Origin of the sequence: Bacillus sp. z60-11 (genome assembly GCF_046464135.1) — a bacterium.
GTDB classification, from domain to species: Bacteria; Bacillota; Bacilli; order Bacillales; family Bacillaceae; genus Bacillus; species Bacillus sonorensis_A.
The window spans coordinates 439909-466384 of record NZ_JBIYSN010000001.1; the positions used below are offsets into that span (position 1 = coordinate 439909).

Annotated in this window: 21 protein-coding genes; 19 read left to right on the plus strand and 2 right to left on the minus strand. The window is 50.0% G+C overall.

The annotated features are described in order from the left end of the window. Positions 1–8 precede the first annotated feature (8 nt). The 13 genes from ACINLD_RS02365 to ACINLD_RS02425 all read left to right on the plus strand — a co-directional run bounded on the left by ACINLD_RS02365 (position 9) and on the right by ACINLD_RS02425 (position 17564). Complete coding sequence (locus ACINLD_RS02365) at positions 9–716, plus strand: rhamnogalacturonan acetylesterase (protein ID WP_077736978.1); 708 nt, start codon at positions 9–11, stop codon at positions 714–716. Further along, on the plus strand, positions 703–1395 hold the full coding sequence (locus tag ACINLD_RS02370) for a YesU family protein (protein ID WP_077736977.1): 693 nt from the start codon (positions 703–705) through the stop codon (positions 1393–1395). Before ACINLD_RS02365 ends, ACINLD_RS02370 begins: the two co-directional genes overlap by 14 nt. A gap of 14 nt (positions 1396–1409) precedes the next feature. Beyond that, positions 1410–2021 carry a YesL family protein gene (locus tag ACINLD_RS02375; protein WP_077736976.1) on the plus strand — a complete coding sequence of 204 codons (612 nt, stop codon included), beginning with the start codon at positions 1410–1412 and terminating at the stop codon, positions 2019–2021. Between the two features lie 224 nt (positions 2022–2245). Then, on the plus strand, positions 2246–4054 hold the full coding sequence (locus ACINLD_RS02380) for a rhamnogalacturonan lyase (RefSeq protein ID WP_179115767.1): 1809 nt from the start codon (positions 2246–2248) through the stop codon (positions 4052–4054). Between the two features lie 19 nt (positions 4055–4073). Then, positions 4074–5708, plus strand: a complete 1635-nt coding sequence (locus ACINLD_RS02385; RefSeq protein WP_256860442.1) for a rhamnogalacturonan acetylesterase — start codon at positions 4074–4076, stop codon at positions 5706–5708. Between the two features lie 72 nt (positions 5709–5780). Further along, positions 5781–7610 carry a rhamnogalacturonan lyase gene (locus ACINLD_RS02390; RefSeq protein WP_410206958.1) on the plus strand — a complete coding sequence of 610 codons (1830 nt, stop codon included), beginning with the start codon at positions 5781–5783 and terminating at the stop codon, positions 7608–7610. A 125-nt stretch (positions 7611–7735) separates the two neighbouring features. Continuing rightward, a complete protein-coding gene (locus ACINLD_RS02395; RefSeq protein ID WP_026586635.1) occupies positions 7736–8470 on the plus strand; it encodes an MBL fold metallo-hydrolase in 735 nt (244 codons plus the stop codon). 179 nt (positions 8471–8649) lie between these two features. Beyond that, positions 8650–9294 (plus strand): rhamnogalacturonan acetylesterase, encoded by a 645-nt coding sequence (locus ACINLD_RS02400; protein ID WP_026586636.1) that lies wholly within the window; start codon positions 8650–8652, stop codon positions 9292–9294. Between the two features lie 2 nt (positions 9295–9296). Then, positions 9297–11285, plus strand: a complete 1989-nt coding sequence (locus tag ACINLD_RS02405; protein WP_179115741.1) for a beta-galactosidase — start codon at positions 9297–9299, stop codon at positions 11283–11285. Between the two features lie 196 nt (positions 11286–11481). Then, entirely contained in the window at positions 11482–14085 is a 2604-nt protein-coding gene (locus ACINLD_RS02410) for a hypothetical protein (protein ID WP_077736973.1), read from the plus strand. 61 nt (positions 14086–14146) lie between these two features. Next, complete coding sequence (locus tag ACINLD_RS02415; RefSeq protein ID WP_035428021.1) at positions 14147–15670, plus strand: extracellular solute-binding protein; 1524 nt, start codon at positions 14147–14149, stop codon at positions 15668–15670. Between the two features lie 38 nt (positions 15671–15708). Further along, a complete protein-coding gene (locus ACINLD_RS02420; protein ID WP_026586640.1) occupies positions 15709–16662 on the plus strand; it encodes an ABC transporter permease in 954 nt (317 codons plus the stop codon). 17 nt (positions 16663–16679) lie between these two features. After that, positions 16680–17564: a carbohydrate ABC transporter permease gene (locus tag ACINLD_RS02425; protein ID WP_077736972.1), complete on the plus strand. Its 885-nt coding sequence runs from the start codon at positions 16680–16682 to the stop codon at positions 17562–17564. A gap of 37 nt (positions 17565–17601) precedes the next feature. Here the strand turns inward: ACINLD_RS02425 and ACINLD_RS02430 are convergent, their stop codons facing one another. Continuing rightward, complete coding sequence (locus ACINLD_RS02430; RefSeq protein ID WP_077736971.1) at positions 17602–18927, minus strand: APC family permease; 1326 nt, start codon at positions 18925–18927, stop codon at positions 17602–17604. A gap of 328 nt (positions 18928–19255) precedes the next feature. On the opposite strand from ACINLD_RS02430, the gene ACINLD_RS02435 reads away from it, so the two are divergent. Then, the gene (locus ACINLD_RS02435; protein WP_077736970.1) at positions 19256–20209 is read left to right on the plus strand and encodes a ring-cleaving dioxygenase; all 954 of its coding nucleotides are present in this window, start codon (positions 19256–19258) and stop codon (positions 20207–20209) included. Positions 20210–20268: 59 nt separating this feature from the next. On the opposite strand, the gene ACINLD_RS02440 is transcribed toward ACINLD_RS02435, so the two are convergent. After that, positions 20269–21573 (minus strand): S1C family serine protease, encoded by a 1305-nt coding sequence (locus tag ACINLD_RS02440; protein ID WP_077736969.1) that lies wholly within the window; start codon positions 21571–21573, stop codon positions 20269–20271. Between the two features lie 164 nt (positions 21574–21737). On the opposite strand from ACINLD_RS02440, the gene proG reads away from it, so the two are divergent. From proG to ACINLD_RS02465, 5 genes are all read left to right on the plus strand, one after another. After that, positions 21738–22550 (plus strand): pyrroline-5-carboxylate reductase ProG, encoded by an 813-nt coding sequence (gene proG / locus ACINLD_RS02445; protein WP_077736968.1) that lies wholly within the window; start codon positions 21738–21740, stop codon positions 22548–22550. Between the two features lie 189 nt (positions 22551–22739). Continuing rightward, a complete protein-coding gene (locus tag ACINLD_RS02450) occupies positions 22740–23564 on the plus strand; it encodes a M55 family metallopeptidase (RefSeq protein WP_077736967.1) in 825 nt (274 codons plus the stop codon). 15 nt (positions 23565–23579) lie between these two features. After that, the gene (locus ACINLD_RS02455; RefSeq protein ID WP_026586656.1) at positions 23580–24506 is read left to right on the plus strand and encodes an ABC transporter permease; all 927 of its coding nucleotides are present in this window, start codon (positions 23580–23582) and stop codon (positions 24504–24506) included. Positions 24507–24511: 5 nt separating this feature from the next. After that, positions 24512–25471: an ABC transporter permease gene (locus ACINLD_RS02460; protein WP_026586657.1), complete on the plus strand. Its 960-nt coding sequence runs from the start codon at positions 24512–24514 to the stop codon at positions 25469–25471. A gap of 7 nt (positions 25472–25478) precedes the next feature. Next, positions 25479–26471: an ABC transporter ATP-binding protein gene (locus ACINLD_RS02465; RefSeq protein WP_026586658.1), complete on the plus strand. Its 993-nt coding sequence runs from the start codon at positions 25479–25481 to the stop codon at positions 26469–26471. Positions 26472–26476: the final 5 nt, after the last annotated feature.

Below are 26476 nucleotides of genomic sequence, written 5' to 3' on the forward strand. Positions count from 1 at the left end.
AGGAAAACATGAACGAAAAACCGAAAGTCACCGTGTTTTTGGCGGGGGATTCGACCGTTGCCGAGTGTCCGCCGCATGAAGCGCCGATGGCCGGCTGGGGTCAAGCGTTTCCATTGTTTTTTACAGATGAAGCAAGAATCGTCAATCTGGCCAAAGGCGGCGCCAGCTCCAACCGCTTTATCACCGAGGGGCGTCTCGCTGACATCGCCGGCCGTCTCACAGCAGGGGATTATGTGTTGATTCAATTCGGTCACAATGATCAAAAGCCGTATGGAACAGATCCGTTTACATCGTATCAGGACAATCTTTTCCGCTATGTCGAAACCGTGCGGGCAAAAGCGGCGTTTCCGGTTTTGGTTACTTCTGTCCAGAGGCGGCATTTTGATGAAAGCGGAGCGATCGTTAATACGCTTGGCGATTTTCCAAAAGCGATGCTTGAGCTTGCGCGGAGGCTTGAAGTGCCGCACATCGATTTATGGTCGAAGACAAAAGCGCTCTATGAATCTTTCGGAGTGGAAGGGTCAAAGCAGCTGTTCGTTCACTTTCAGCCTGATGAGCATCCTCATTATCCAGGCGGCATCGAAGATAACACCCATTTCTCCGCATACGGCGCTCGTCAGATTGCAAAGCTTGTCACAGAAGGCATCAAGGAGCTTGGGCTTCCTCTTTCCGCCTATCTTCAAACAGAAAGGAGCGGTCGCCATGCAAAGTTTTGACAACAGGGAGGGCCTCATGATCTATCAAAATCGTTTATCATCTCCTCAGGATCTCAGCGGCTGGGTCATGGAAGGGAAAGGAAAGGTCAGCTTTCCTGAGGGAAGGCTTCATCTGGAAAATGAGCTTGATCCGGAGCTTTACGGAGATGACGCACACTTTGTGTACTGGTGCCCGGAGACGTTTCCTGATGGGATCATCATCAAATGGGATTTCTACCCTATCAGAGAACCCGGGCTGTGCATGATCTTTTTCGCGGCTTCCGGACGGAATGGAGAGGATTTGTTTGATCGGAAGCTCGCAGAAAGAACAGGCAAATATCCGGAATATCATTCAGGTGATATCAATACGCTGCATCTCTCTTATTTCAGACATAAGCATGCTGATGAAAGAGCCTTCAGAACATGCAATCTCAGGAAAAGCCGCGGTTTTCACCTTGTCGAGGAGGGAGCCGATCCGCTGCCGCCAGCAGCCGACGCTCTTCCGCCTTACCGGATGAGGCTCGTTAAAGACGGTCCATACATTCACTTTTCGATCAACGGGCTTTCCATTCTGGAGTGGACGGATGACGGCCGCCGCTTCGGCCCTGTATACGGAGGAGGAAAAATCGGCTTCAGGCAAATGGCTCCGCTGAAAGCGGCCTACAGCAATTTTGAGGTTCGCACGCTTTTGCGCGGCTAAAGGGGAGGTGCATCATGCGTGAAAAAGGCGTAATGGCGATGATTTACAACGGCTGTGAAGCAGCCGTTAAGATCGCCATGCTGAACGGTTTGTGGATTTTGTTTACAGTATGCGGAGGCATCGTTCTCGGCTGGGCTCCAAGCACGGCCGCGATGTTTACAGTCGTACGCAAATGGCTTTTTGGTTATACGGATCTGCCGCTTTTCAAAACGTTTTACCAAACATACAAAAAGGAATTTGCCAAAGCAAACGGGATCGGTCTCATCCTTGCGGCGGCCGGTTATATTTTATTTGTTAACTATCAATTTTTTCATATTCGCGAAGACTTGTTTTCGATCATGATCAGCTATGCGACATTGCTTGCCGGGCTGGCGTATGCGATGGTCCTCATTTATATTTTCCCGCTCTACGTTCATTTTGAGCTGCCGTTTTCCCGCTATTTTTCCCAGGCTGTACTGATCGGTCTTCTTCGCCCTTTGACAACGGCCGGGCTGGCCGCGGCGGGCGGGCTGGTCGTCTGTGTGCTCATAACGGTGCCGGGGCTGATCCCGTTTTATGGTGTCAGTTTATTTGCTCTTGTTTTTATGTTTATCACACACAGGTGTTTTATGAGGCTGGAAGCGTGAGAAGTAAGGCAAAAAAGTACCAATTTTAATAAAAAAGCTGCCGCCGGCGGCTATTAGTCAGCTATTTGCCCCTCGCAAAAAAGTGCAATTGAATAAAAATGGAAGTCATAATAGAATTCCTTTTAAGTAAGCGCTTACAAATTATCTTGTGAAGGGAGACTATTATGAGGAAAAGGAAAAAAAGGTGGGGAAAACGGCTGGCGGCCTCAGCTTTGTTTTTGATCATGGCAGTTCCACCCGTTGCGGAACAGGCGGAAGCCGGGAAAGTCCATGCGGATGAAGCGCGACAAATGGAGTCGCTGAAACGGGGGCTTGTCGCTGTCAAAACTGGAAGCGGTGTGTTTTTGAGCTGGCGGCTCCTCGGTACAGAGCCGTCATCCGTTTCTTTTAATGTGTATCGAAACGGCCGGAAACTGAACAATTCTCCGATCACATCAAGCACGAATTATCAGGATGCGGGGGGAAATGCCAATGATTCTTATGCAGTTCGGGCTGTTTTAAACGGCAAAGAACAGGCGCCTTCTGAAACGGTTGGGGTTTGGGGTGAGAATCACAAAGCTGTTCCGCTCGAGAAGCCGGCCGGCGGGAAAACGCCTGATGGCCAGTCATATTCCTACAGTGCCAATGATGCGAGCGTCGGTGATCTTGATGGTGACGGTGAGTACGAGATCATTCTCAAATGGGACCCATCCAACTCAAAGGATAATTCACAGGACGGGTATACAGGAGAAGTGTTGATCGATGCTTATAAACTAGACGGTACGAGAATATGGAGAATCGGGCTGGGTAAAAACATCCGCGCCGGCGCCCACTATACACAGTTCCTCGTCTATGACTTCGACGGCGACGGAAAAGCGGAAATCGCGATGAAAACGGCTGACGGAACGACGGATGGAAAAGGAAAAGTGATCGGCAACCGCAGCGCCGACTATCGGAATAGCCAAGGCAGGATTTTGGAAGGGCCTGAGTATTTGACGATCTTTAAAGGTGATACAGGAAGCGAGCTGCAGACGATAAACTACGAGCCGGCCCGGGGGAATGTAGCGGACTGGGGTGACAGCTACGGAAACAGGGTTGATCGTTTTCTCGCAGGTGTCGCATATCTTGACGGAAAACGGCCGAGTCTTGTCATGGCGCGCGGCTATTACACGAGAACCGTCCTTGTCGCTTATAACTTTAGGGATGGAAAGCTGACTAAGCTGTGGACATTTGATTCAAAAGCGCCGGGCAATGAGAGATATGCCGGACAGGGCAATCACAGCTTAAGTGTCGCAGATGCAGACGGGGATGGAAAAGATGAAATTTTATACGGTGCGATGGCTGTCGACCATGCCGGCAAAGGTCTTTATTCAACAGGCTGGGGCCATGGAGATGCGATGCACGCCGGAGACCTTGATCCGGCAAGAGCCGGGCTGGAAGTGTTTCAAGTGCATGAAAACAGCAGTTCTCCATACGGATTGTCCTTTCGCGACGCGGCCACCGGACAGCTGATTTGGGGCGTCCATGCAGGCAAGGATGTCGGACGCGGGATGGCCGCTGATATTGATCCGCGCTATGAGGGGGCTGAAGCGTGGGCAAACGGGGGACTTTACACGGCAAAAGGAGAAAAGATCGGCAGCACACTGCCTTCGTCAACCAATTTCGGCATCTGGTGGGATGGAGACCTTCAGCGAGAGCTGCTTGACAGCAACAGGATCGATAAGTGGGATTATCAACATGCGAAAACAATCAATTTGCTGACAGCGGCCGGAGCTTCTGCGAATAATGGGACAAAAGCGACGCCGACTTTGCAGGCCGATATTCTCGGAGACTGGCGCGAGGAAGTGATTTGGCGCACAGATGACAGCAGTGCACTGCACATCTATACGACGACAGATATGACCAATCACCGCATATATACGCTGATGCATGACGCTGTCTACAGGCTCGGCATCGCCTGGCAAAATGTCGGCTACAATCAGCCGCCGCACACCGGCTTTTATTTAGGGGAAGGCATGGCGGTCCCCGAGAAGCCAAATATTGATACGCGCTGAGTGAAAGGAGACTGAAAACATGAAGAAATATCTTCGTTTCACCGCGGCTCTTCCCCTGCTCATCCTTTTGCTGGCGGGTTTTATCGGACTGATGCATCCGCAGAAGGCCGCTGCGCAGACCGACCGGCAGCTGTTTCTGTTCGATTTTGGAATAGGGCCCGCAGAAGAGCATTACACAAAAATCGGGAAAACCTCGATTTACAAAAAAGACACAGGATACGGCTTTTCGCATGGAAAAGGCATCAAATGCAAACGGACGAAAAGTCATGAAACCTTGCGCAAAGACTATTGTATTGTAAACGATGCTGCATTCTTAGCAGACCTTGCAAACGGAAAATACCGGATAACCGTATTTGCCACAGCTGCCGAGGAAACGGCACTTTATGCAGAAGGTGAGAAGGTCGGAGCGATTCCTGCCGGAGCAAACCGAAGCGCGGCTGAAACGGTATTTACGGTTTCGGTAGAGGACGGACGGCTTGACCTCGGCTGGCAAGGATCGCCAAAGGTGTATGCCATCGAAATTTCGCATATGTATCAATTCGATTTCGGCAACGGACAAGCAGCCCCCGGATTTATCCCGGTTTCCGCTCAATCGGCTTATTCGCCTGAAAAAGGCTTCGGATTTGACGACTCATCCAAGGTATCCTGCACTGACCGCGGCACAAACGACCCGCTTCGCTCAGACTTCTGCATTCCCGGCGGCACCGCGTTTTCTCTCGATCTGCCAAACGGAACATACGAAGTCAAGATCATAACCGGAGACGACCTGGCAAAAACAAATATGGATGTACGGGCGAACGGCATGCTTCAGCTTTATTCGTTTGGCGCCGGCGCCGGTTCTTACAACGAAAAAACGTTTCCGATTACGATTACAGACGGCCGCCTTTCCATCCAATGTCTGACGGCGAGAACACTGCCGCACATCAATGCCGTCATCATCACGAAAACGGCTTATCATGTAACAAACGACAAAACGACGGTTTTTCTGGCGGGCGACTCGACCGTATCCGACTATGAGCGGGGATACGCGCCAATGGCCGGCTGGGGGCAGTTTTTGGACGATTATTTTACGGGCGACATTGCCATCGATAATCAGGCCAAACGGGCGAGAAGCGCGAAAAGCTTTGTTGATGAACGTTCCCTTGATACGATTATGAACCGCATGAAGCGGGGGGATTATCTGTTGATCATGTTCGGCATTAATGACGCCGGCCCGGACCCGGCCCGCCATACAGATCCTTATACGACATTTCAGGATTATTTGCGAATCTATATCGAATGCACAAGAGAAAAAGGCGGCCATCCGGTGCTCGTCACTTCGCAGAGCAAGCGGACATTCAATGAAAACGGCGTTTTCTATAACAGCATCGGAGACTACCCTGAAGCGATGAGGCAGCTTGGGCGTCAGATGAATGTGCCCGTCATCGATCTGAACAAAAAAAGCATCGCCTTTTACAATGAAATCGGTGTTGAAGCGACGAAAAATGTGTTTATGTTTCTCGAGCCTGGAGAAAGTCCGAACTATCCGGACGGAATCGAAGACAGGGTTCATTTCCAAGAGTACGGGGCCAATCAATTGGCAAGGCTCGTCACAGAAGAGATCGCAGATCTGAACCTTTATCCGCTGAAACGAGAGTTGAAAAAATCGTTCTGATGGAGCATTGTCTTGAAAGGAGAGCAGACGATGAAGCGTACACAAGAGAGCGGGCCGGCTCATGAACAAAACATGACGGCGGCGCCGAGGCAAATGGAAGCATTAAACCGCGGTCTTATTGCCGTGAAAACGGAAAACGGCGTTTTTCTCAGCTGGAGACTGCTCGGGACAGACCCTGAGAAAACAGCTTTTAACCTTTACCGCAACGGTCGCAAAATCAATTCACGTCCAATCACCTCATCTACTAATTTTCTAGATGAAAACGGCGATCTTGAATCAATTTATGACGTCAAAACCATCCTCCGCGGAAAAGAATGCGAAAAATCGAAAGAAGCGCCGGTTTGGAAGAAGCCCTATCTGGATGTGCCGTTAAATAAACCGGAAGGCGGGTTCACTCCTGACGGCGAGCCGTATACCTACAGCGCCAATGATGCGTCGATCGGGGATCTTGACGGTGACGGCGAATATGAAATCGTGCTCAAATGGGATCCGTCCAATTCGAAAGATAATGCTCACCACGGCTATACAGGGGAAGTATTCATTGACGCTTATAAGCTTGACGGAACACATTTGTGGAGAATCAACCTCGGGAAAAACATTCGTGCGGGAGCCCACTACACCCAGTTTATGGTTTATGATCTTGACGGTGACGGAAAAGCGGAAATCGCCATGAAGACCGCTGACGGAACGATTGATGGAACGGGCCGGGTAATCGGTGACAAGGAGGCCGATTACAGAAATGAGCAAGGCCGGATTTTATCGGGGCAGGAATACTTGTCCATTTTTGACGGTGAAACTGGCGGGGAATTGGTGACGGTCGATTATGAACCGCCGCGCGGAAAGCTTGAGGACTGGGGGGACGGCTACGGCAACAGAATGGACCGGTTTCTCGCCGGCATCGCCTACTTGGATGGGGAGCGGCCGAGCCTGGTGATGGCGCGCGGCTATTACACAAGAACAGTGCTTGCCGCCTACCATTTTCGCAATGGGATGCTGACCAAGCTATGGACATTTGACAGCGACAAGCTTGAATATGCCGCATATGCGGGGCAGGGGAATCACAGCCTGAGCGTTGCTGATGTTGACGGCGACGGGAAGGATGAGATCATTTACGGGGCGATGGTCGTTGATCATGACGGAACAGGGCTTTATACGACTGGGCTTGGACACGGGGATGCGCTGCATGTAAGCGACCTTGATCCCGACAGGCCGGGGCTTGAAGTGTTTCAAGTCCATGAAGATCCGCGCCTGCCATACGGCCTGTCCTTTCGCGATGCGGGAACCGGCGAGATTCTTTGGGGGGTACCCGCCGATACCGATGTCGGACGGGGAATGGCGGCCCACATTGATCCGCGCTATAAAGGTGCGCTGGTTTGGGCGATCGATCCTCCGGGGACAGAAGGACATTCATACGGGCTCTATACGTGCAAGGGGGAAAAAATCAGCGATACTGCTCCGGCTTCGGCCAATTTTGCGATATGGTGGGACGGCGATCTCCTTCGGGAATTGCTTGACCATGATTGGCAAGAGCCGAACGGCATCCCGAAAATTGATAAGTGGGATTATCACAATGGAAGGCTGATCAATCTCCTTACCGCTGAAGGAACACTATCAAACAACTGGACGAAAGGGACGCCTGTTCTTCAGGCCAATATGTTCGGCGACTGGCGGGAAGATGTCGTGTTCAGAATAGAAACAAGCGAGGCCTTGCGCATTTATACAACGACAGAGCTGACGGAGCACCGTTTTTACACATTCATGCATGATCCCGTCTACCGCTTGGCGGTGGCCTGGCAAAACGTCGCTTACAATCAGCCGCCTCATCCCGGCTTTTATTTGGGAACGGGGATGAAAAAACCGCCCCGGCCCAATATTTATACCGTTTCAGTGAAAAAGAATTAAAAAACATTGACTGTAATTTAAAAGTGTGATATAATAAAATATTTATTTGACAAATGATGATCTCGCTATTAATCTAGTTGATGTAGAGCAAGCTGTATCAACTTTGAGTAAGGAGCGGATCAATGATGAGAATATCAGATGGTGTTGAAATGCTGGAATTGGAAAGTGAAGCTTTTGGCCAAAAAGCCGCGCTTCACCCGGTGCTTGTGTGGGATGAGGAAGACGCCGTTTTAATCGACACCGGCATGCCGGGGCAATTGGGACAACTCCGCCTGGCGCTAGAACAATGCGATGTCCCCTTCAAGATGCTGAAGGCGGTTGTCTTGACACATCAGGATATCGATCATATCGGCAGTCTTCCCGGTATTTTACAGGAAGCCGAAGGTGTGAAAAGCTATGCCCACAAGCTGGAAAAGCCGTATATAGAAGGCGAACGCCCGCTTTTCAAGACAGATCCGAAGCAGATGAGCGATGAGGAAAAGAAAGCCTTGCCAAAAGATCTGCTTGCCATTTTCGCAAATCCGCCGAAGGCAAGGGTCGACTGTCTGCTGGAAGACGGGATGGAACTGCCGTTTTGCGGAGGCATTCAGGTGATCTCCACACCGGGGCATACGGAAGGCCATGTCAGCCTTTATTTGAAGAAAAGCAAAACGTTGATTACGGGCGATGCTTTAGTATGTGCCGAAGGCCGTTTACAGCCGCCCATTCCCCGCGTGACCCCGGATATGAAGCAAGCGATCAAGTCGCTGGAAAAGCTTTTGGCATTTGATATCAAGACGGTGATCTGCTATCACGGGGGCGCTGCTATTGGCGATCCAAAGAAGCGGATCAGGGAAATCATTCATCAGGCAAGCTTGTAATCTATTGCAAAAATAAACAAAATGGCCGGGGCGACGGAGCTCTCCCTCGGCCTTTTCGAAAAACAAAAAAGTATGATTGTAGACAAAAAGCCAGCTCCGCTAAAATAAATAGTAAGCGGTTTCACCGCGGAAGGCAGGGAAAACAGGGTGACACGAAGAGATGAAAAGGAGTGATCGGTTTGACAATCAGCATTTATTTGGCCGGTGATTCGACCGTGCAAAACTATAGGGCAGACTCGCCGCAGGGAGGCTGGGGGGAATTTCTGCAAGTCTATTTGACTGGAGATGTACAGGTGATCAACCGGGCGATCGGGGGGAGGAGCTCAAAAACCTTCGTTGAAGAAGGGAGGCTCGCCTCGATTTTGGATGTGATTCAAACAGGGGATTGGCTGTTTGTGCAGATGGGGCATAATGATGCCTCAAAAGATAAACCGGAGCGTTACACAGAGCCGTATACGACGTATAAAGAATATTTGAAAATGTATGTCGAAGGTGCGCGACAAAAAGGAGCGGAACCGCTTCTCATCACACCGGTGGCAAGGCTTCATTACAAGGACGGCGTCTTTTTGAACGATTTCCCCGACTATTGCATCGCCATGAAGCAGGTGGCCCATGAAGAACATGTCCGCTTGATCGACTTAATGGAAAAAAGTCTTCAGCATTTTGCCGAAAAAGGCTACAGCGAAATATTTCAATATTTTATGATTTCGGAAAATGTAAACGATTACACTCATTTCACGAAAAAAGGTGCCCGGGAAATCGCAAAGCTCGTCTCGGCCGGGATCCGGGAACTCGGTTTGCCGTTTGTCGAAGAGACGGTGTGAGCATGAAGAAAAAGCTGTATCATGGCGCCTGTTTTTATCCCGAGTTATGGGATGAAGCAACGCTTGAAGAAGATATCAAGCTGATGAAGGAAACAGGGATCAATGTCGTGAGAATCGGTGAATTTGCCTGGTCGACAATGGAGCCTGAGGAAGGAAAGATCGATGTCGGTTTTTTTGCCGATGTCATCAAAAAGCTAGATGACAACGGGATTGACACGGTGATGTGCACGCCGACCGCGACTCCGCCGATTTGGCTTACCCACGGGCATCCGGAAAGAATGTATGTCAATGAAAAAGGGGAGACGATGGGGCATGGCTCAAGACAGCACGTCTGTACAAACCATCCGTATTTCCGGAAGCGGGCCAGGCTGATCACCGAGCAGATCGCGGAAAAAATCGGCAGGCTCCCGGGACTCATCGGCTGGCAGCTTGACAATGAATTCAAATGCCATGTCGCGGAATGCATGTGTGAAACATGCAAAACGCTGTGGCACAAATGGCTGAAGGAGCGATACGAGTCGATTGCCAGTCTCAACGAAGCCTGGGGAACCGATATTTGGAGCGAAACCTATCAGCGCTTTGAGCAAATTCCGCAGCCCGGTCCGACGCCATTTTTGCATAACTCGTCGTTAAGGACGATGTATCAGCTGTTTTCCATGGACAAAATCGCCGAATTTGCATTTGAGCAGGCTGAAGTGATCAGGGCGTACTCCGATGCGCCGATTACCCATAACAGCAGCATCATGTTCGGCGTCAACAATGAAGAGCTGTTTGGCGGACTTGATTTTGCCTCATTTGATACGTACGCCACGCAAGAGAACAGAGCGGCCTTTTTGTTGAACTGCGATTTATGGAGAAACATGAAAAAAGACCGGGCTTTTTGGGTGATGGAGACGAGCCCTTCTTACAGCGCTTCATTGGAAAGCTATGCATTGCCGCATCAGGACGGCTATTTGAAAGCGGAAGCCGTATCATCCTACGCCTTGGGCGGAGGCGCGTTCTGCTATTGGCTGTGGCGGCAGCAGCGGGCCGGTTCCGAACAGCCGCACGGCGCTGTCCTCAGCGCTTGGGGAGCGCCGGATGTAGGGTATGGGAATGTGCTTGAAGTCGAGCGCGCCAGAAAAGAGATCGAAAACATCATGCTCGCAACGGCTCCCGTCCAGGCTGAAACGGCTCTTGTCTACTCGGACAGGGCGAAGGTCTTTTTCAAAACGGAACCCCACCGAAAGCTTCATTACAGGTCGCTCATCACCGAGTTTTACGACAGGATTCTCTCGCTCGGCATCCACAGGGACGTCATCCCGGAAGGAAGCCCGCTTGACGGCTATAAATTGCTGTTTACACCGTTTATCCATTATCTTTCTCCTGAATATATCCAAAAAGCGGCTACCTTCACAGAAAGCGGCGGAATCTGGATCGCGGGGCCTCTGGCAGGAGGAAGGACAGAGCATCATACGATTCACACCGACCGCGGGTTGGGTGATTTAGAAAAATGCGCCGGGGCCAAAACCTTGTTTACTTATCCGATGGATGAACGAAACACGGTCGGTGCAGCCTTTGGCGTTAAGGCGCCGCTCAGTTTATGGAGCGCTGTTTTTGAACCGGACGATTCCGAAGCGGTCGGCATCATCGAAGAAGGAGCGGCACCTGGGAAGGCGTTTATAACTGAGCATAAACGGGGGAAAGGAAAAATCGTCATGCTCGGTTCCTTGCCGGCGGGTGAGGCCGGTGATATCATGTTGAAAAAGCTGATCAGCCACTATGCCGAAGAAGCGGGTGTCACACTGGGAACAGATGTTACACCGGGCACGATCGTCGCCCCGCGGAGGGGAATGGACGGCCTTGTCTGGGTGGTCGTCAATATGGACGGCAAAGGCGGACAAGTGACCCTGCTGGATCGCGGAACCGACTTGATATCCGGCGAGCCGATGTCCGGCTGTTTAATGCTCAAACCGCATGAACATCGCGTTATTTGTTTTTCTGGAAAATAGGACTTTGAAGAAGAACCGCCGCCGGCAATGCCGGCGGCTTTTCTTTTGCCTGATACGGCTGCAAAAGAAGGGCAGCCCTGCAAATAAGGAGAAATCCCGGCCAGTTCCCAAGGCAAAAAAAGAACATTGACGGTCAAAAGAATGGAAAGGGAAAATACAGACTGATCAGACAAATGCAGAAAGAGGAGGAGCGCTTGTGAAAGCACAGGCTGAAGTGAAATGGCTGAAGGCGCCGCCCCGGGCGGGTGGCGTCACATGGGGAGTTCCCTGGGAAAAAGGTGTGCTGCAAAAAGGGGAGGCAGTCACCATCGCCGATCAGAACGGTCAGGCGCCTAGCTTACAAACATGGCCGCTTGCCTATTGGCCTGACGGATCGCTGAAATGGACAGGGCATGCGGCGGTTTTCACAGAAGAGAGCGGCGGCCGTTTTTGGCTGCAAAAAGGGTGTCCAAAACCACCTGAAAACACCGTACACATTTCAGAGCAGGAAGACAGCATCACAGTGGACACCGGGGAGATGGTCTGCAAGCTGGAGAAAACAGGCTCGACCTTGTTCAGCTCGATTTCCATTTCCGGGGAAATGATGGCGAAAAACGGACGGCTCATCGCCTTAAAAGAAAAACGGACTGCCGCAGATTTTCACGAGACTTATCAAATCACACGATTTAAAAGCATGATCAACAGGGTGGTTATTGAACAAAACGGGCCGGTAAAAGCGGTGTTGAAAGCAGAAGGTGTCCACCGGAGCGAAGACCGGGGCAACCCTTGGCTTCCTTTTGCCGTCAGACTGTCTTTTTACGCCGGGGTATCGGCCATTCGGATCATGCATACCATTTTCATCGACGGAGATCCGCAAACTGAATGGATCAAAGGGCTCGGCTTGGAGTTTTCCGCGTTTTTCAAAGGTGCCCCTTGGAATCGGCACATTCGTTATGCGGCTGACAGCGGCATTTACGGGGAGGCGGCCCAGCTGCTTGTGACGAGAAGATTTAACGAATCAAACGGGATTTATGAAAAACAAATTGCCGGACAGCCGGTCCGTGAGACACCAGAAACATCGGCCGTGGTTCAGGATGCCCGCCGGAATGCGATTTGGCATGACTTTCAACTCGTTCAAGACGCTCCGCATCACTACCGTTTGCAAAAACGGACGGATAAAAGCTGTGCCTGGGTGCCCGCCTTCCGCGGAGAGAGAGCGAAAGGGCTGATGTATGCAGGAGGAGAAACGGGTGGAATCGCTTTAGGGCTAAAGGATTTTTTTGAAAAATATCCGTCCTCACTTACAGCGGCAAATCTCGCCTCTGATGAAACGACATTGACGGTCTGGTTTTGGCCTCCGGAAGCGGAAGCGATGGATTTCCGCCACTATTCAAAGGACACCCATGTTGAAAGCGCATATGAAGGCTTTGCGGAAATGCGCTCTACTGCTTCAGGGATTGCCAATACGAGCGAAGTCCATCTCGCCTGTTTGACAAAGCCGCCAAGCGATGAAGAACTGATGAGACTGGCGGATGAATGGCAAAATCCGCCGCTTTTGCTTTGTGAGCCCGACTATTATTACAACACCCGCGCACTTGGGATTTGGAGCTTGAAAGATACAAGCCGTCCGCTAGAAGCGATGCTTGAAGAACAGCTTGACGAAGCTTTCCGGTTTTACAAAAACGAAGTCGAACAGCGAAGCTGGTACGGGTATTGGCATTATGGTGATGTGATGCATACGTATGATCCCGTCCGCCATATGTGGCGGTATGATCTTGGCGGTTACGCATGGCAAAACACAGAGCTTGTACCGAATCTGTGGCTTTGGCAGTCATTTCTCCGGTCGGGCAGGGAGGATGTCTTCCGAATGGCCGAAGCGATGACGCGCCATACAAGCGAGGTTGACTGCTACCACTTCGGAGAATATCAAGGTCTCGGTTCAAGGCACAATGTCCTCCATTGGGGCTGCGGCTGCAAAGAAGCGAGAATCAGCATGGCCGGGCTCCATAAAATGTACTATTTTTTGACGGCCGATGAACGCACGGGTGAGATTCTCGCTGAAAGAAAGGATGCCGACAAAGCAGTCGCGACGTTGGACCCGATGAGAGCTTATTATCCGAAAGGCGGGTTTCCTGCACATGCAAGAGTGGGCCCTGATTGGGCGGCGTTTTGCTCGAACTGGCTAACACATTGGGAACGGACGGGGGACACTGCATATCTTGCAAAAATCAAAAAAGGGATCAGCCAGCTGAAAGCATTGCCGCTTCGTCTTTTGTCAGGGCCGACGTTCGGCTATGATCCGGCGGATGCCGCTTTGTTTCACATGGGAGACGGGAACGAAGGCGGCTACCATATGGTGATCGCATTTGGCGCTCCGCAAGTATGGATGGAACTTGCCGGACTCCTGGAAGATGAAGAATGGAAGGAGATGCTTAGTGAATTCGGCGAATTTTATTTGCTGAGCGATGAAGAGAAGCGGCGAAGGAGCGGGGGAAAGCTTCATAACGGTTTGTTCCATTGGCCGATGTTTGCTGCTGCAATGGCCGCATATGCTGCACACCGGCGCCGGGACCGGGAGCTTGCCGAAAAAGTGTGGCGCCTTTTGCTGGATGAAACGCAAAGCCATACACCACTGCCGATTACACCAAAGCGGACGAACAGATGGAGAGAACTGACGGAAATGCCTTGGGTGACGACAAACTGTGTATCGCAATGGTGTTTAAACTTAATCGCAGTATTGGAGCTTCTCGGCGATATGCCGCCCAGTCGGGAGCTTCAGGAAAAGGTGATGTCACACATTCAAGCGACAGGCAAAAAATGAAGATTGCCGGAAAAATGAAAGCGCTTTAAATTTATTGTTAAATCATAAAGGGGGAATGAAAATGCCGGTAGTAAAAAGCAAGGGGAAAAAATGGCTGGCTGCCTCCGCCGCCTTTTTTCTTCTCATGGGCTGCAGCGCAAACGAATCATCCAGCCAAAACGAAAAGGACAAGCAAAAGGATGTGATCCACATCATGGCACCGCTTCTATCGCCGGAAAGTCCGGGGCAAAACAGCCCGTCATTGAAAGCGCTTGAAACGTATACGCAAAAACAAATTAACGTGACATGGGTTCCGAACTCTTCCTACAATGACAAATTCAACATTGTCATGGCGTCCGGAGATTTGCCGCACGCGATCGTTATCACCGACAAATCACCAGGATTTATCAAATCGGTTAAAGCGGGCGCGTTCTGGGAGCTGTCTCCATACTTAAAAGATTACCCGAATCTCAGCAAGGCTGATGAAAAGATCATGAAAAACAGCTCGATCAACGGCGAGATTTACGGCATATACAGGGCGAGGGATCTGATTCGGGCTTCGATCATCATCAGAACCGACTGGCTGGACAACGTCGGGCTCGATATGCCGAAAACGATCGATGATTTTTATGAAGTGTTGAAAGCATTTAAAGAAAAAGACCCCGACGGGAACGGGAAAGACGATACGTACGGCATGGTTGTGCCGAAATGGATGGGGCTTGGAAACGGGAGTCCGTGGGATATTATGCAGACTTGGTTCGGCGCGCCGAATCGCTATGGCGTAGATGAGAACGGCGAGCTCGTTCCCGATTTTACGACAGAGGAGTATATGGAGGCATTGCGGTTCTTTAAAAAACTTTATGATGAACGGCTGATCAATAAAGATTTTGCCGTAATGGATTCGGCGAAATGGAATGACCCCGTCGTCAAAGGGAAAGCGGGCGTGATCGTCGATACAGGTTCAAGGGCTTCACAAATCCAAAGCGCTCTTGAGGAAGCCGACCCCGCCAACAAGGGTGTGATCGATGTCGTCGGTACGGTAAAAGGGCCGAAGGGGACCTATACATTCCCCACGTCTGGCTATGCCGGAATGATTGCCATCCCGAAGGCAAGCGTCAAAACGGAGAAAGAGCTGAGGGAGGTTTTGAGCTTCCTGGACAAAATGAACGATAAAGAGGCTCAGATCATTGCCAACAACGGTATTGAGGGGCGTAATTATAAGCTCGAAAACGGAACATTCACATCTCTAGAAAAAAATAACAAAAAACTGCTTTACGAACACGAAGGGCTCGCCCAGTTCAGCATGGGGATTCCGGAACAAAGATATTACATTGAAAAACAAACGTCAAAGCTGTTCAAGCACCGTGAACAGATCATCAAAGAAGGAGAAAAAATCGCCGTCTTCAACCCGGCAGAATCGCTCGTTTCAGATGTGTACACGCAAAAAGGCGCACAGCTCGACAACATCATCCTTGACGCCAAAACACAATTTATCATCGGAGACATTGATGAAAAAGGTTTTCAGGATGCCGTTGAGCTTTGGTATAAAAGCGGCGGCGAGGATTTGATGAAGGAGCTTAATCAATTGTACCGGCAGGCTGAATAGCCCATCTCCGCCAATGCACACGAAAGGGGGTTTAGGACATGGAAATCGCCACAAAAACGGAGAAGGCCGCTGTCAAGGCGGCTAGAAAAACAAATGGGCTCTCGGCCTTTAAACGGGACAAATGGCTTTATCTTCTGCTCGTTCCCGGTGTTTTATATTTTCTCATCTTTAAATATTGGCCGATGTGGGGCGTATTGATCGCTTTTAAGGATTATTCCCCATATCTCGGCTTTTGGCAGAGCGAATGGGTCGGATTCGAGTATTTCAAGGATTTTTTTATGAATCCCGATTTCTTCCGGCTCTTGCGCAACACGCTGATGCTGGCCGCTCTCGACTTGCTTTTCGCCTTTCCGGCGCCATTGATCGTGGCGCTATTGCTGAATGAATTAAGGCATGCGATTTATAAACGATGCATTCAGACGTTTATTTATGTGCCGCACTTTGTCTCATGGACGATCGTCGTCAGCATCACATTTGTCTTTTTTACGGTTGATACAGGGGTTATCAATAAAATGCTGCAGCATGTAACGGGAGGGGAGATCTCATTTCTCTCCGATCCCGAATGGTTCAGGCCGATGATCGTGCTGCAAAGCATGTGGAAGGAGACGGGCTGGGGAACGATTCTGTTTTTGGCGGCGCTTGCCGCCGTTGACCAGGAACAGTATGAAGCGGCGGTGATGGACGGGGCCGGGCGCTTCAGGAGAATGTGGCATATCACGCTGCCCGCGATCAGAAGTACGATTGTCGTGCTCCTTATCTTAAGAATCGGCAGTTTTTTAAACATCGGCTTTGAACAGATCTTTTTAATGACCAATTCATTAAACCGGAGCGTCGCCGAAATCTTTGACACGTATGTCTATGTGGTTGGGATTACCCAAGGGGCTTACAGCTACAGCACGGCAGTCGGCCTTTTTAAATCAGTCGTCGGCATCATCCTGATTTTCGGTGCCAATTATGTCGCGAAAAAATTCGACCAGGATGGTCTGTTTTAATGAATGGAGGTGATGGGATGTCCGCTTCAGAATCGCTCCATAATACGAAAGCCGGGCGGGTGTTCGATGTGTTTAATATTGTCTTTCTTGGCTGCCTGGGGCTTGTGACGGTGCTGCCATTTCTGTACATCATCGCCGGGTCTTTTGCAACAGAAGCCGAGCTGTCGGAAAGGAGCTTCTTTATCTTTCCGGAAACCTTTTCACTGGATGCGTACCGCTACATTTTTTCTACGCCGACCTTTATCAGAAGCATGGGGGTTTCCGTGTTCATTACGGTTGTGGGAACTTTTGTTCAGCTGTTGTTTACGTTTACGATGGCCTATCCCCTTGCGAAACGGAACCTCAAAGGCAGGAATTTGCTTTTAAATCTCGTGATTTTCGCGATGCTTTTCAGCGGGGGGATGATTCCGACCTATATCGTCGTCAAAACACTCGGACTGCTCGATTCCTATTGGGCTTTAATTTTGCCGATGGCGATTAATCCGTTTAATTTGATCATTATCAAAAACTTTTTTCAGCAGCTGCCGAAAGAACTCGAGGAATCGGCGAAAATAGACGGCTGTTCAGAAATCGGCGTATTCCTGAGGATCGCCCTTCCGCTGTCAAAGCCGATCATCGCCACCTTTGCCCTGTTTTATGCGGTCGGCATCTGGAACGACTTTTTTCATGCCCTGCTTTATATCAATGACAGCGCCAAATGGCCGCTGCAGATGGTGCTGCGCCAGGTGACGATCCTGTCCGACTTGACCGGGACCAATGAGATGATGGAGAGTGCGGTGCCGCCGGAACAGTCGATCAAACTGGCCGTCATTGTCATAGCGACACTGCCGATTTTAGCGGTTTATCCATTTTTGCAGAAACATTTTGCAAAAGGGATATTGATCGGGTCTGTCAAAGGATAAAAAAAGCTGCCGGACATCTTCGGCAGCAGCGGGCGGCTTATACATGGGAGCCGCCTTTGTTTCGTTTTTTCATCCACACATAAACAGGGAGTCCGGCAAGGCCGATCAAGATAGACCAGAGGCAGCTGTAAAAGTCTGTGATCAGGGTGCTGAAAAGGACAAACAGCGATCCGGCAATAGCCGCAATCGGCATGTAAGGGTAAAGCGGCACACTGTAGGATCTTTCCTGTCCGCTGTTTTTCTTCCTCAGAATAAACACCGCGAAAAATGCCATCACATAAAAGATATAGATCATAAAAATCGAAACCTCAGACAGCTTTTCCGGATTGCTGATCATCATGAGGACGACGGCAATCATGATCTGTACGGTGACGGCAATCCAAGGCGTATGGAATGTCGGGTGGACATGCGAGATCCAGCGCGAAAACGGCAGCTGTTTTTTTTCCGCCATCGCGAAAATAACGCGCGGGAAAGACAGAACTTTTCCGTTTAAACAGCCGAAAATGCTGACGATAATACCGATGGAGATCAATTTTCCGCCGAGCGGTCCAAACAGCATCGAAGCGGCGGTGCTTGTCGCATTTTCACCGAGTGCGACAATCTGTTCTGCCGGCAGAATATGCAAGAGCGCCAGATTGATAAACAGATAGCACGCCGTCACAATCAAAATGCCTCCGGTCATCGCTTTTGGAAGCACCTTTTCCGGGTTTTTCATTTCTCCGCCGAGTGCGGCAAGAAGAATCCAGCCGTCGTAGGCAAACAATGTCGCCAGCACCGCCGCTCCGAAATTCTCTCCGCCGAAGCTTTTGACTTCGCTGAAAATATGTTCATCACCTTGCCAGAGCCCGAAGACAACAATACATACAATGGGGATCAGTTTTCCGACCGTTGTGATCGTCTGGACCGCTCCGCCGTACTTTGTCCCGATGATGTTGATGATGCACAAAAACGCGACGGAAATAATGCCGATCAGTGCGGCCCATGATTTGTCCCAGGAAAACAAGTTGGCCACAAGCGACCCGAAATATAGCCCAAGGGCGCCGATGATCGCCGGTCCGTAGATGATGATCTGCACCCAGCCGCACAAAAAGCCCCAAAACTCTCCGTAGATTTCTTCCAGATACGTGTACAACCCGCCCGTTTTCGGAATTTGCGTGCCGATTTCGGCGATCGTCAGTCCGCCCGCAAGCGTCAAAATGCCTCCGAGAAGCCAGGCGAAAAGGGCGATCTGTGCATTCCCGGAATAAGAAAGAACACTGCCGGGCTTCATAAACACGCCCGAGCCGATGATCGTGCCAATCACAAGAGAAAGCGCAAATAACAAGCCAATCTCTTTTTTTAGTCCGTTTGTGTCTGCATTCATTTGCTACGCCTCCTGTTGTGTCATTCTTTTTGTAAAAAAACTATTTTTATATTGTAATACCTTTTTTTCAAAATAAAAATAAAATAAATTTTCAGATTTTCGTATTTCCTTTGAAGGTCATTGTTTTTCACAGAGTAAAACTAAAAAAATGCGGTTATAAACGAACTATGTAATCTATTAAAAGTTATATTGTTAGTGTTTTGCTTACCCTTAGAAACGAACCGGATCGAAAGCCGTATTGGTTGACTTTTCATCTGAAATCACCTATTTTTGAAGAAAAGAAAATATCTCGAATTCGAGATATTTAATTGAGAGGAGATTATACAAGATGAAAGTGAACGGCATTCACCACGTATCCGCTTTAACGGCCAACGCGCAAAAAAATCTCGACTTTTACGTCAAAGGGCTTGGCATGAGACTGATCAAGAAAACGGTCAATCAGGATGATCCGACAATGTATCATTTGTTTTACGGTGATGAGGTTGCAACCCCTGGTTCAGATTTGACGTTTTTCGAGATTCCGATGCTGGCCCGAAAGATACAAGGAACAAACTGCATTTCATCAGTGTCCCTCAGGGTTCCGAGCGAGGAAGCCCTCGGTTTTTGGCAACGGCGCCTTGATGAACTCGGCGTCAGGCCAGACGGGATCATGCAGCGTGCGGGACGGAGCGTTCTCCGCTTTTTCGATCATGAAGGGCAAACGATCATTCTTGTAGCGGACGCTGAAGGTAAAGATCATGGGGTGCCAGTGAAAAACAGTCCTATTCCGGAAGAGTTTCAGATCAGAGGACTTGGGCCTGTCGAGCTGTCCGTTCCCGATAGAGGCCCGACTGAAGAAGTGCTGACAGAACTTCTCGGCTTTAAGCGTGTTGCAAAAGAGGAGATTGATGGAAGCGGCCGGGAGCTGGTTGTGTTTGAATCAGGAGACGGCGGAGCCGCCACAGAGGTTCATCTCACAGAAACGCAAGACATGAGAAGAGAGCGTCCCGGAAAAGGCAGTGTCCACCATGTCGCATTCCGCGTCAAAAATGAAGACGAACTGCAAAAATGGCATGAAAAAATCAGTGCGCACGGTTTCACGAATTCCGGCATTGTTGAGCGCTATTATTTTAAAGCGCTCTATTTCAGAGAGCCGAACGGCATCCTCTTTGAGCTTTCCACCGACGGACCCGGCTTTCATGTTGACGAAGGACTCGATGAGCTGGGACAAAGCCTTGCGCTTCCGCCATACCTTGAAAACAGGCGAACAGAAATCGAAGCCCGTCTTACACCGATCAAATAAAAAACAAGGCCCGTGTTAAGGGCCTTGTTTTTTGTTATATCAAACAGGGGGGGATTGATTTAAGAAGATGCTTCTTCTTTTTGATCAAGTTTCACTTGCTTGGTCATTGTCTTGCCGTTTCTGATGATTTTCACTTTTATCGTATCGCCGATTTGCGTATCTTTGTACAGGATGTTGCGAAGGGTGCTGCCGGCAGCGGTTTCTTTGCCGTTCAGGCTGACGATCACATCATTTTCTTTAAGCCCCGCTTTTTCGGCAGGAGATCCTGAAGCGACTTGGCCGATGTAGACGCCTTTGTTTAATTGGCTGCTCTTTAAACCGAGTGTTCCGGTTTGATAGTTTTCCGGAACCTGGCTCAGATCCATCATGCTGATGCCGATGTATGGACGTTCGATTTTGCCTTTGGACATCAGCTCTTCTGCAATCGGTTTGACATCATTGCTCGGAATCGCAAAACCGATGCCTTCCACGCCTGTTTCACTGATCTTCATGCTGTTGATGCCGATCACTTCGCCTTTCGTGTTTAACAGAGCACCGCCGCTGTTACCGGGATTGATCGCGGCATCCGTTTGAATGACGTTCATTTCCGTTTCGCCGGCAGATGTGTTGACGGATACGGTCCGGTCAACACCGCTGATGATTCCTTGTGTGACGGTGCGGGAAAGGTCTTTGCCGAGCGGATTGCCGATGGCGACGACCGATTCGCCCGCCCTTAAGCTTGACGAATCTCCGAATGACGCCACTTTTTCGACGTTATCCGCAGAAATTTCGACAACGGCAAGGTCTGTCAAGGAGTCGCTTCCGACCAGTTTGCCCTCGACTTCTTTCCCGTTTGAGAGAGAAACCTTCAGCTTGCTTGCGCCTTCGACGACATGGTTGTTCGTAATGATATACGCTTTTCCGTTCGCTTTTTTATAAATGACGCCTGAACCCGTGCCTGTTTCTTCCTCGGTTGAGCTGCCGCTGTTCGTGTTATCGCTGCTCTCAAAGCCGAACATATCATTCTCTGTCTGTTTTTGATAGTTTGAGATGCCGACGATGGCCGGCGATATGTTCTCAACCATTGCTGACACGTCGGAAGAGCTTGTAGATGACAGCTTTTCCGTCTTCGTCTCGTTCGCTGACGAAGAAGTGGATGTTTGATTGGTTTGTGTCTGAGCGGACGAATCGACTGTCTGGTCTTTTGAGTGCTGATAAGTCGACACGCCGAGGACGAGGCTTCCGCCGATGATGCCGCTGATGATCGGCGTCATCCATGATAGTCTCCGCTTTTGTTGTTCTGGTTTTAATTTTTGATTTGGCTGTTTATCAGAGACGATGATTTCGTTTTCGGTTTGAGGTTGATTTTCCCTGTTATATTCCATTTTCTCCACGCTCCTATTGTTATCATATCCTTTGATACACCCATCATAAACAAAGACTGTGGGATAAACATGAAAAGAATGTGGGAAATTGTCAAAGGAAAAGGATAGAATAGATATGGATGCTTTTTTCTTACAATACGACATTCCAGAGGTGTTGACGAACATTGAACAAAATCGGTTTTATCGGATACGGGAGCATGGCGCGGATGATCGCGGGCAAGCTGCTTCAACAAGACAACATAAAGGGCGAGACGGTGCTTGTTGCAACAAGGGCTGACAGAGACAAAGCAGCGGCCGCCCAAAGGCTTCATCCGGATGTCTCCTTCCAATCGTCTGAAGATCTCGCAAAGCAGTGCGGACTCATCTTCATCTGTGTTCCGCCTTTAGCGGTGAAAGAAACGCTCACAAACATCAATCCATTTCTTCAGGAACACGCACATATCGTGTCAATTGCTGCGGGCATCACGCTTGAACAGCTGCACGAATGGACAAACCGGCAAGTATCAAGATACATCCCGACTTTGACATCTGAAGCGGGAGTCGGCATTTCGCTTGTCGTGCACGGCGAACGGGTGACAGAAGACAATAAAACCAGTCTCGAAGGATACCTTTCCCCTTTCAGCAAAGTAAAAAACATCAGCGAGAACGATATCGATGCCGCGAGCAATTTAACAAGCTCTTCACCGGGTTTTATCGCCGCGATTTTTGAAGAGTTCGCCCAGTCCGCAGTCAGAAACAGCAGTCTGACGAAAGAAGAAGCGTTTGAGTTCCTGATCCATTCTTTAGTAGGTACTGGGAAACTTTTGTTGGAACAACAAATGACCTTTGAAGAAACCCTTCGACGGGTGGCGACAAAAGGCGGCATTACAGCAGAAGGCGCAGAGGTTATTCAGCAGGCTGTACCAGAGGTTTTTGATAAGCTGTTTGAGAGAACGCTGGACAAGTATCAATCATTAAAAGATGCCGTACGGCCATAAGCGGGGAGGCTGCCTTTTTGAGGGCAGCCTTTTCGTGCTGTTCGACAAATTTCTTCACATTTCCATTGTTATCTTAAATTTCTAAATTTCCCAATAGTTATTGAAATCCTATTAAGATTTTAATATAATTTGTTAGAATATTCTTAAAATAATAAAAAATTTGAGATGTTTTTGATGAGGGGGAATTTTGTGAAGCTGTACATGTCCGTTGATATGGAAGGAATTTCTGGACTTCCTGATGATACGTTTGTCGATTCAAGCAAGCTGAACTATGAGCGGGGAAGGGCGATCATGACGGATGAAGCCAATCATGTGATTGAAGCAGCGTTGCAAAACGGCTGTTCAGAAGTGCTTGTCAATGACAGCCATTCAAAAATGAACAATATTTTGATCGAGCACCTCCATCCTGAAGCACAGCTTATTTCAGGGGATGTCAAGCCGTTTTCGATGGTTCAGGGACTTGATGAAACATATGGGGGAGCGGTGTTTCTCGGCTATCACGCGCGGGCGTCGATGAGAGGCGTGATGTCGCACAGCATGATCTTCGGTGTTCGGCATTTTTACATAAACGATCAGACGGTCGGCGAGCTCGGCTTTAACGCTTATGTAGCCGGCTATTACGGCGTTCCGGTCATCATGGTGGCCGGTGACAGTGAGGCCGCGGCTGAAGCGAAGGAGCTGATCCCGAACGTGACGACCGCGGCCGTGAAAGAAACGATTTCGCGTTCGGCCGTCAAATGTCTGACACCTGAGAAAGCGGGGCGTCTTTTAAAGGAACAGACGGCTTATGCGCTGCAAAACAGGGACAAGGTCAAGCCCCTCACACCTCCGGACAGGCCGGTGCTCAGCATCGAATTTGCCAACTACGGCCAGGCGGAGTGGGCGAACTTGATGCCCGGCACTGAAATCAAACCGGGAACGACGATTGTCCGCTATCAAGCGAAAGATATTTTGGAGGCCTACCAAGCGATGCTTGTCATGACAGAGCTGGCGATGCGGACGACATTTTCCTAGGAAGGTGTGATGGACATGGCGGGTTACATCATGAAGCGGTTTTTCTCGATGCTTGTGACCATTTTGGTGATCACAACATTGACCTTTGTGATGATGAAAGTGATTCCGGGTTCTCCTTTTAATGAGGAGCGAAACACCAATGAGGCGGTTCAGCGAAACCTTGAAGCTTATTATCACTTAGATGAGCCTCTCATTGTGCAATATGTGATCTACTTGAAATCGATCATCACCTTTGATTTTGGACCGTCGATCAAACAGTCTTCGCAAAGTGTGAACGACATGCTGGCAAGAGGCTTCCCTGTTTCATTTGAACTGGGGATGACGGCGCTCGTGCTGGCGGTCATATCAGGAATCGCCCTCGGCATTTTTGCGGCGCTGAAGCAAAACGGGATCATCGATTACTTGGCGATGACAATCGCCGTCCTCGGGATTTCTGTGCCGAACTTCATTATGGCGACCCTCTTGATTCAGCAATTCGCCGTCAATTGGAACATCTTTCCGCCTTCGACCTGGACGAGCCCGATGCATATGGTGCTGCCGACAACGGCTTTGGCGATGGGACCGATGGCGATAATCGCCAGATTGACGCGGTCGAGCATGATTGAAGTGCTGACCCAGGATTATATCCGCACGGCAAGGGCGAAGGGACTCTCTCCCTTTAAAATCGTCATCAAGCATGCGCTTAAAAACGCGCTGATGCCCGTTGTTACGGTGCTTGGCACACTTTCAGCCGCCATTTTAACAGGGAGCTTCGTCATTGAAAAAATCTTCGCGATTCCAGGCATGGGAAAATACTTCGTCGAAAGCATCAACTCCCGCGATTATCCCGTGATTATGGGAACCACCGTTTTCTACAGCATCATCCTCATCGTTATGCTGTTTTTAGTCGATATGGCATACGGAATCCTTGATCCGCGCATTAAACTGCATAAGAAAGGGTGAGAGATATGAGCCTTCCGGTTCGCCGGGAAAATGGGACTCCGCATGGCGGGCCTATCCCGAATGAATGGTTTGCCCCGAAGAAACAGGTAAGGGGTGAAAGCGAATCTGTTGTCAGGCCGAGCCTTTCATACTGGCAGAACGCCTGGCGGATTTTAAGAAAGAACAAGCTGGCGATGACTGGCTTGAGTATTTTAATCTTTCTCTTTATCATGGCGGCTCTCGGGCCGACTCTTTCTCCCCACAGTGTCACACAGCAGTCGCTTTCCCAGCAAAACCTGCCTCCGTCCGGAACGCATTGGTTCGGAACCGACGAGCTGGGCCGCGATGTTTTTACAAGAACATGGTATGGAGCGAGGATTTCGCTTTTTGTCGGCCTTATGGCGGCGTTGATCGATTTTGCGATCGGTGTTATCTACGGCGGTGTTGCCGGCTATAAAGGCGGTAAGACCGATCATGTGATGATGCGGATCATCGAAGTCCTGCACGGGCTTCCATACCTTTTGGTCGTCATCCTTCTGATGGTCTTGATGGGACCGGGACTCGGGACGATTATCGTTGCGCTGACGGTCACCGGCTGGGTCGGCATGGCGAGAATTGTCAGAGGGCAGGTGCTGAAGATCAAACACGATGAGCACGTTCTTGCATCCAAAACATTTGGGGCGAAAACGATGCGGATCATTAGGCGGAACCTGCTTCCGAACATGATGGGGGCGATTATCGTGCAAATGACGCTGACGGTGCCGCAAGCCATATTTGCCGAAGCGTTCTTAAGCTTCCTCGGCTTAGGGATTCAAGCCCCGTTTGCCAGCTGGGGCGTGATGGCCAACGACGGTCTGCCGGTCATTTTGTCGGGGGATTGGTGGCGGCTGTTTTTTCCGGCTTTCTTTATTTCATTGACGATGTTCGCCTTTAATGTTCTGGGAGACGGACTCCAGGATGCGCTGGATCCGAAGCTGAGGAGGTGATGGATGTTTGCGGAAAAAAGTGCTGGATGTTGAAAATCTGCATGTTTCATTTGCGACACACGGAGGGACGGTGAAAGCTGTCCGCGGTGTCAGCTTTGCTTTATATGAAGGGGAAACGTTTGCGGTCGTCGGTGAATCGGGCTGCGGGAAAAGCGTAACATCACAAAGCATCATGCAGCTTTTGCCGAAGTATTCCGCCTCCATCACCGACGGTTCGATCCGTTTTAAAGGAAGGGATTTGCGCTATCTGTCTGAAAAAGAGATGCGGAAAATCCGCGGCGCCGAGATTTCGATGATTTTTCAGGATCCGATGACTGCCCTGAATCCGACGTTAACGATCGGCGACCAGCTGACAGAAGCGGTTTTGGAGCATCGAAGAATTTCAAAGGATGCCGCGAAAAAAGCCGCCCTCTCCATGCTTGAGCTTGTCGGAATCCCGAACCCGAAAGAGCGTTTGCGGCAGTATCCCCATCAATTCAGCGGCGGAATGAGGCAGCGGATCGTAATCGCGATGGCGCTGATCTGCGAACCGGAGATCCTGATTGCGGACGAACCGACAACAGCGCTTGATGTCACCATTCAAGCGCAGATCCTTGAGCTCTTTAAAGACATACAGCGCAAAACCGGGGTCTCGATTATGTTGATTACCCATGATTTGGGCGTTGTCGCGCAGACGGCCGATAGAATCGCGGTCATGTACGCCGGAAAAATCGCGGAGACGGGGACGAGAAAAGACATCTTTTATCATCCGCAGCATCCATACACAAAAGGGTTGCTGAAATCCGTTCCAAGGCTTGACATTGAAGAAGCGGAGCTTGTCCCGATTGACGGGACGCCGCCTGATTTATTTTCACCGCCTCAAGGGTGTCCGTTTACCGCCCGCTGTTCATCTGCAATGGAAGTGTGCGAAAAGCTCCACCCTGTGAAAACCGAACTTACAGCCGGGCATGATGTGTGCTGCTGGCTTCAGGACGAGCGGGCCGTATTGGTGAGAAAGTGATAAGG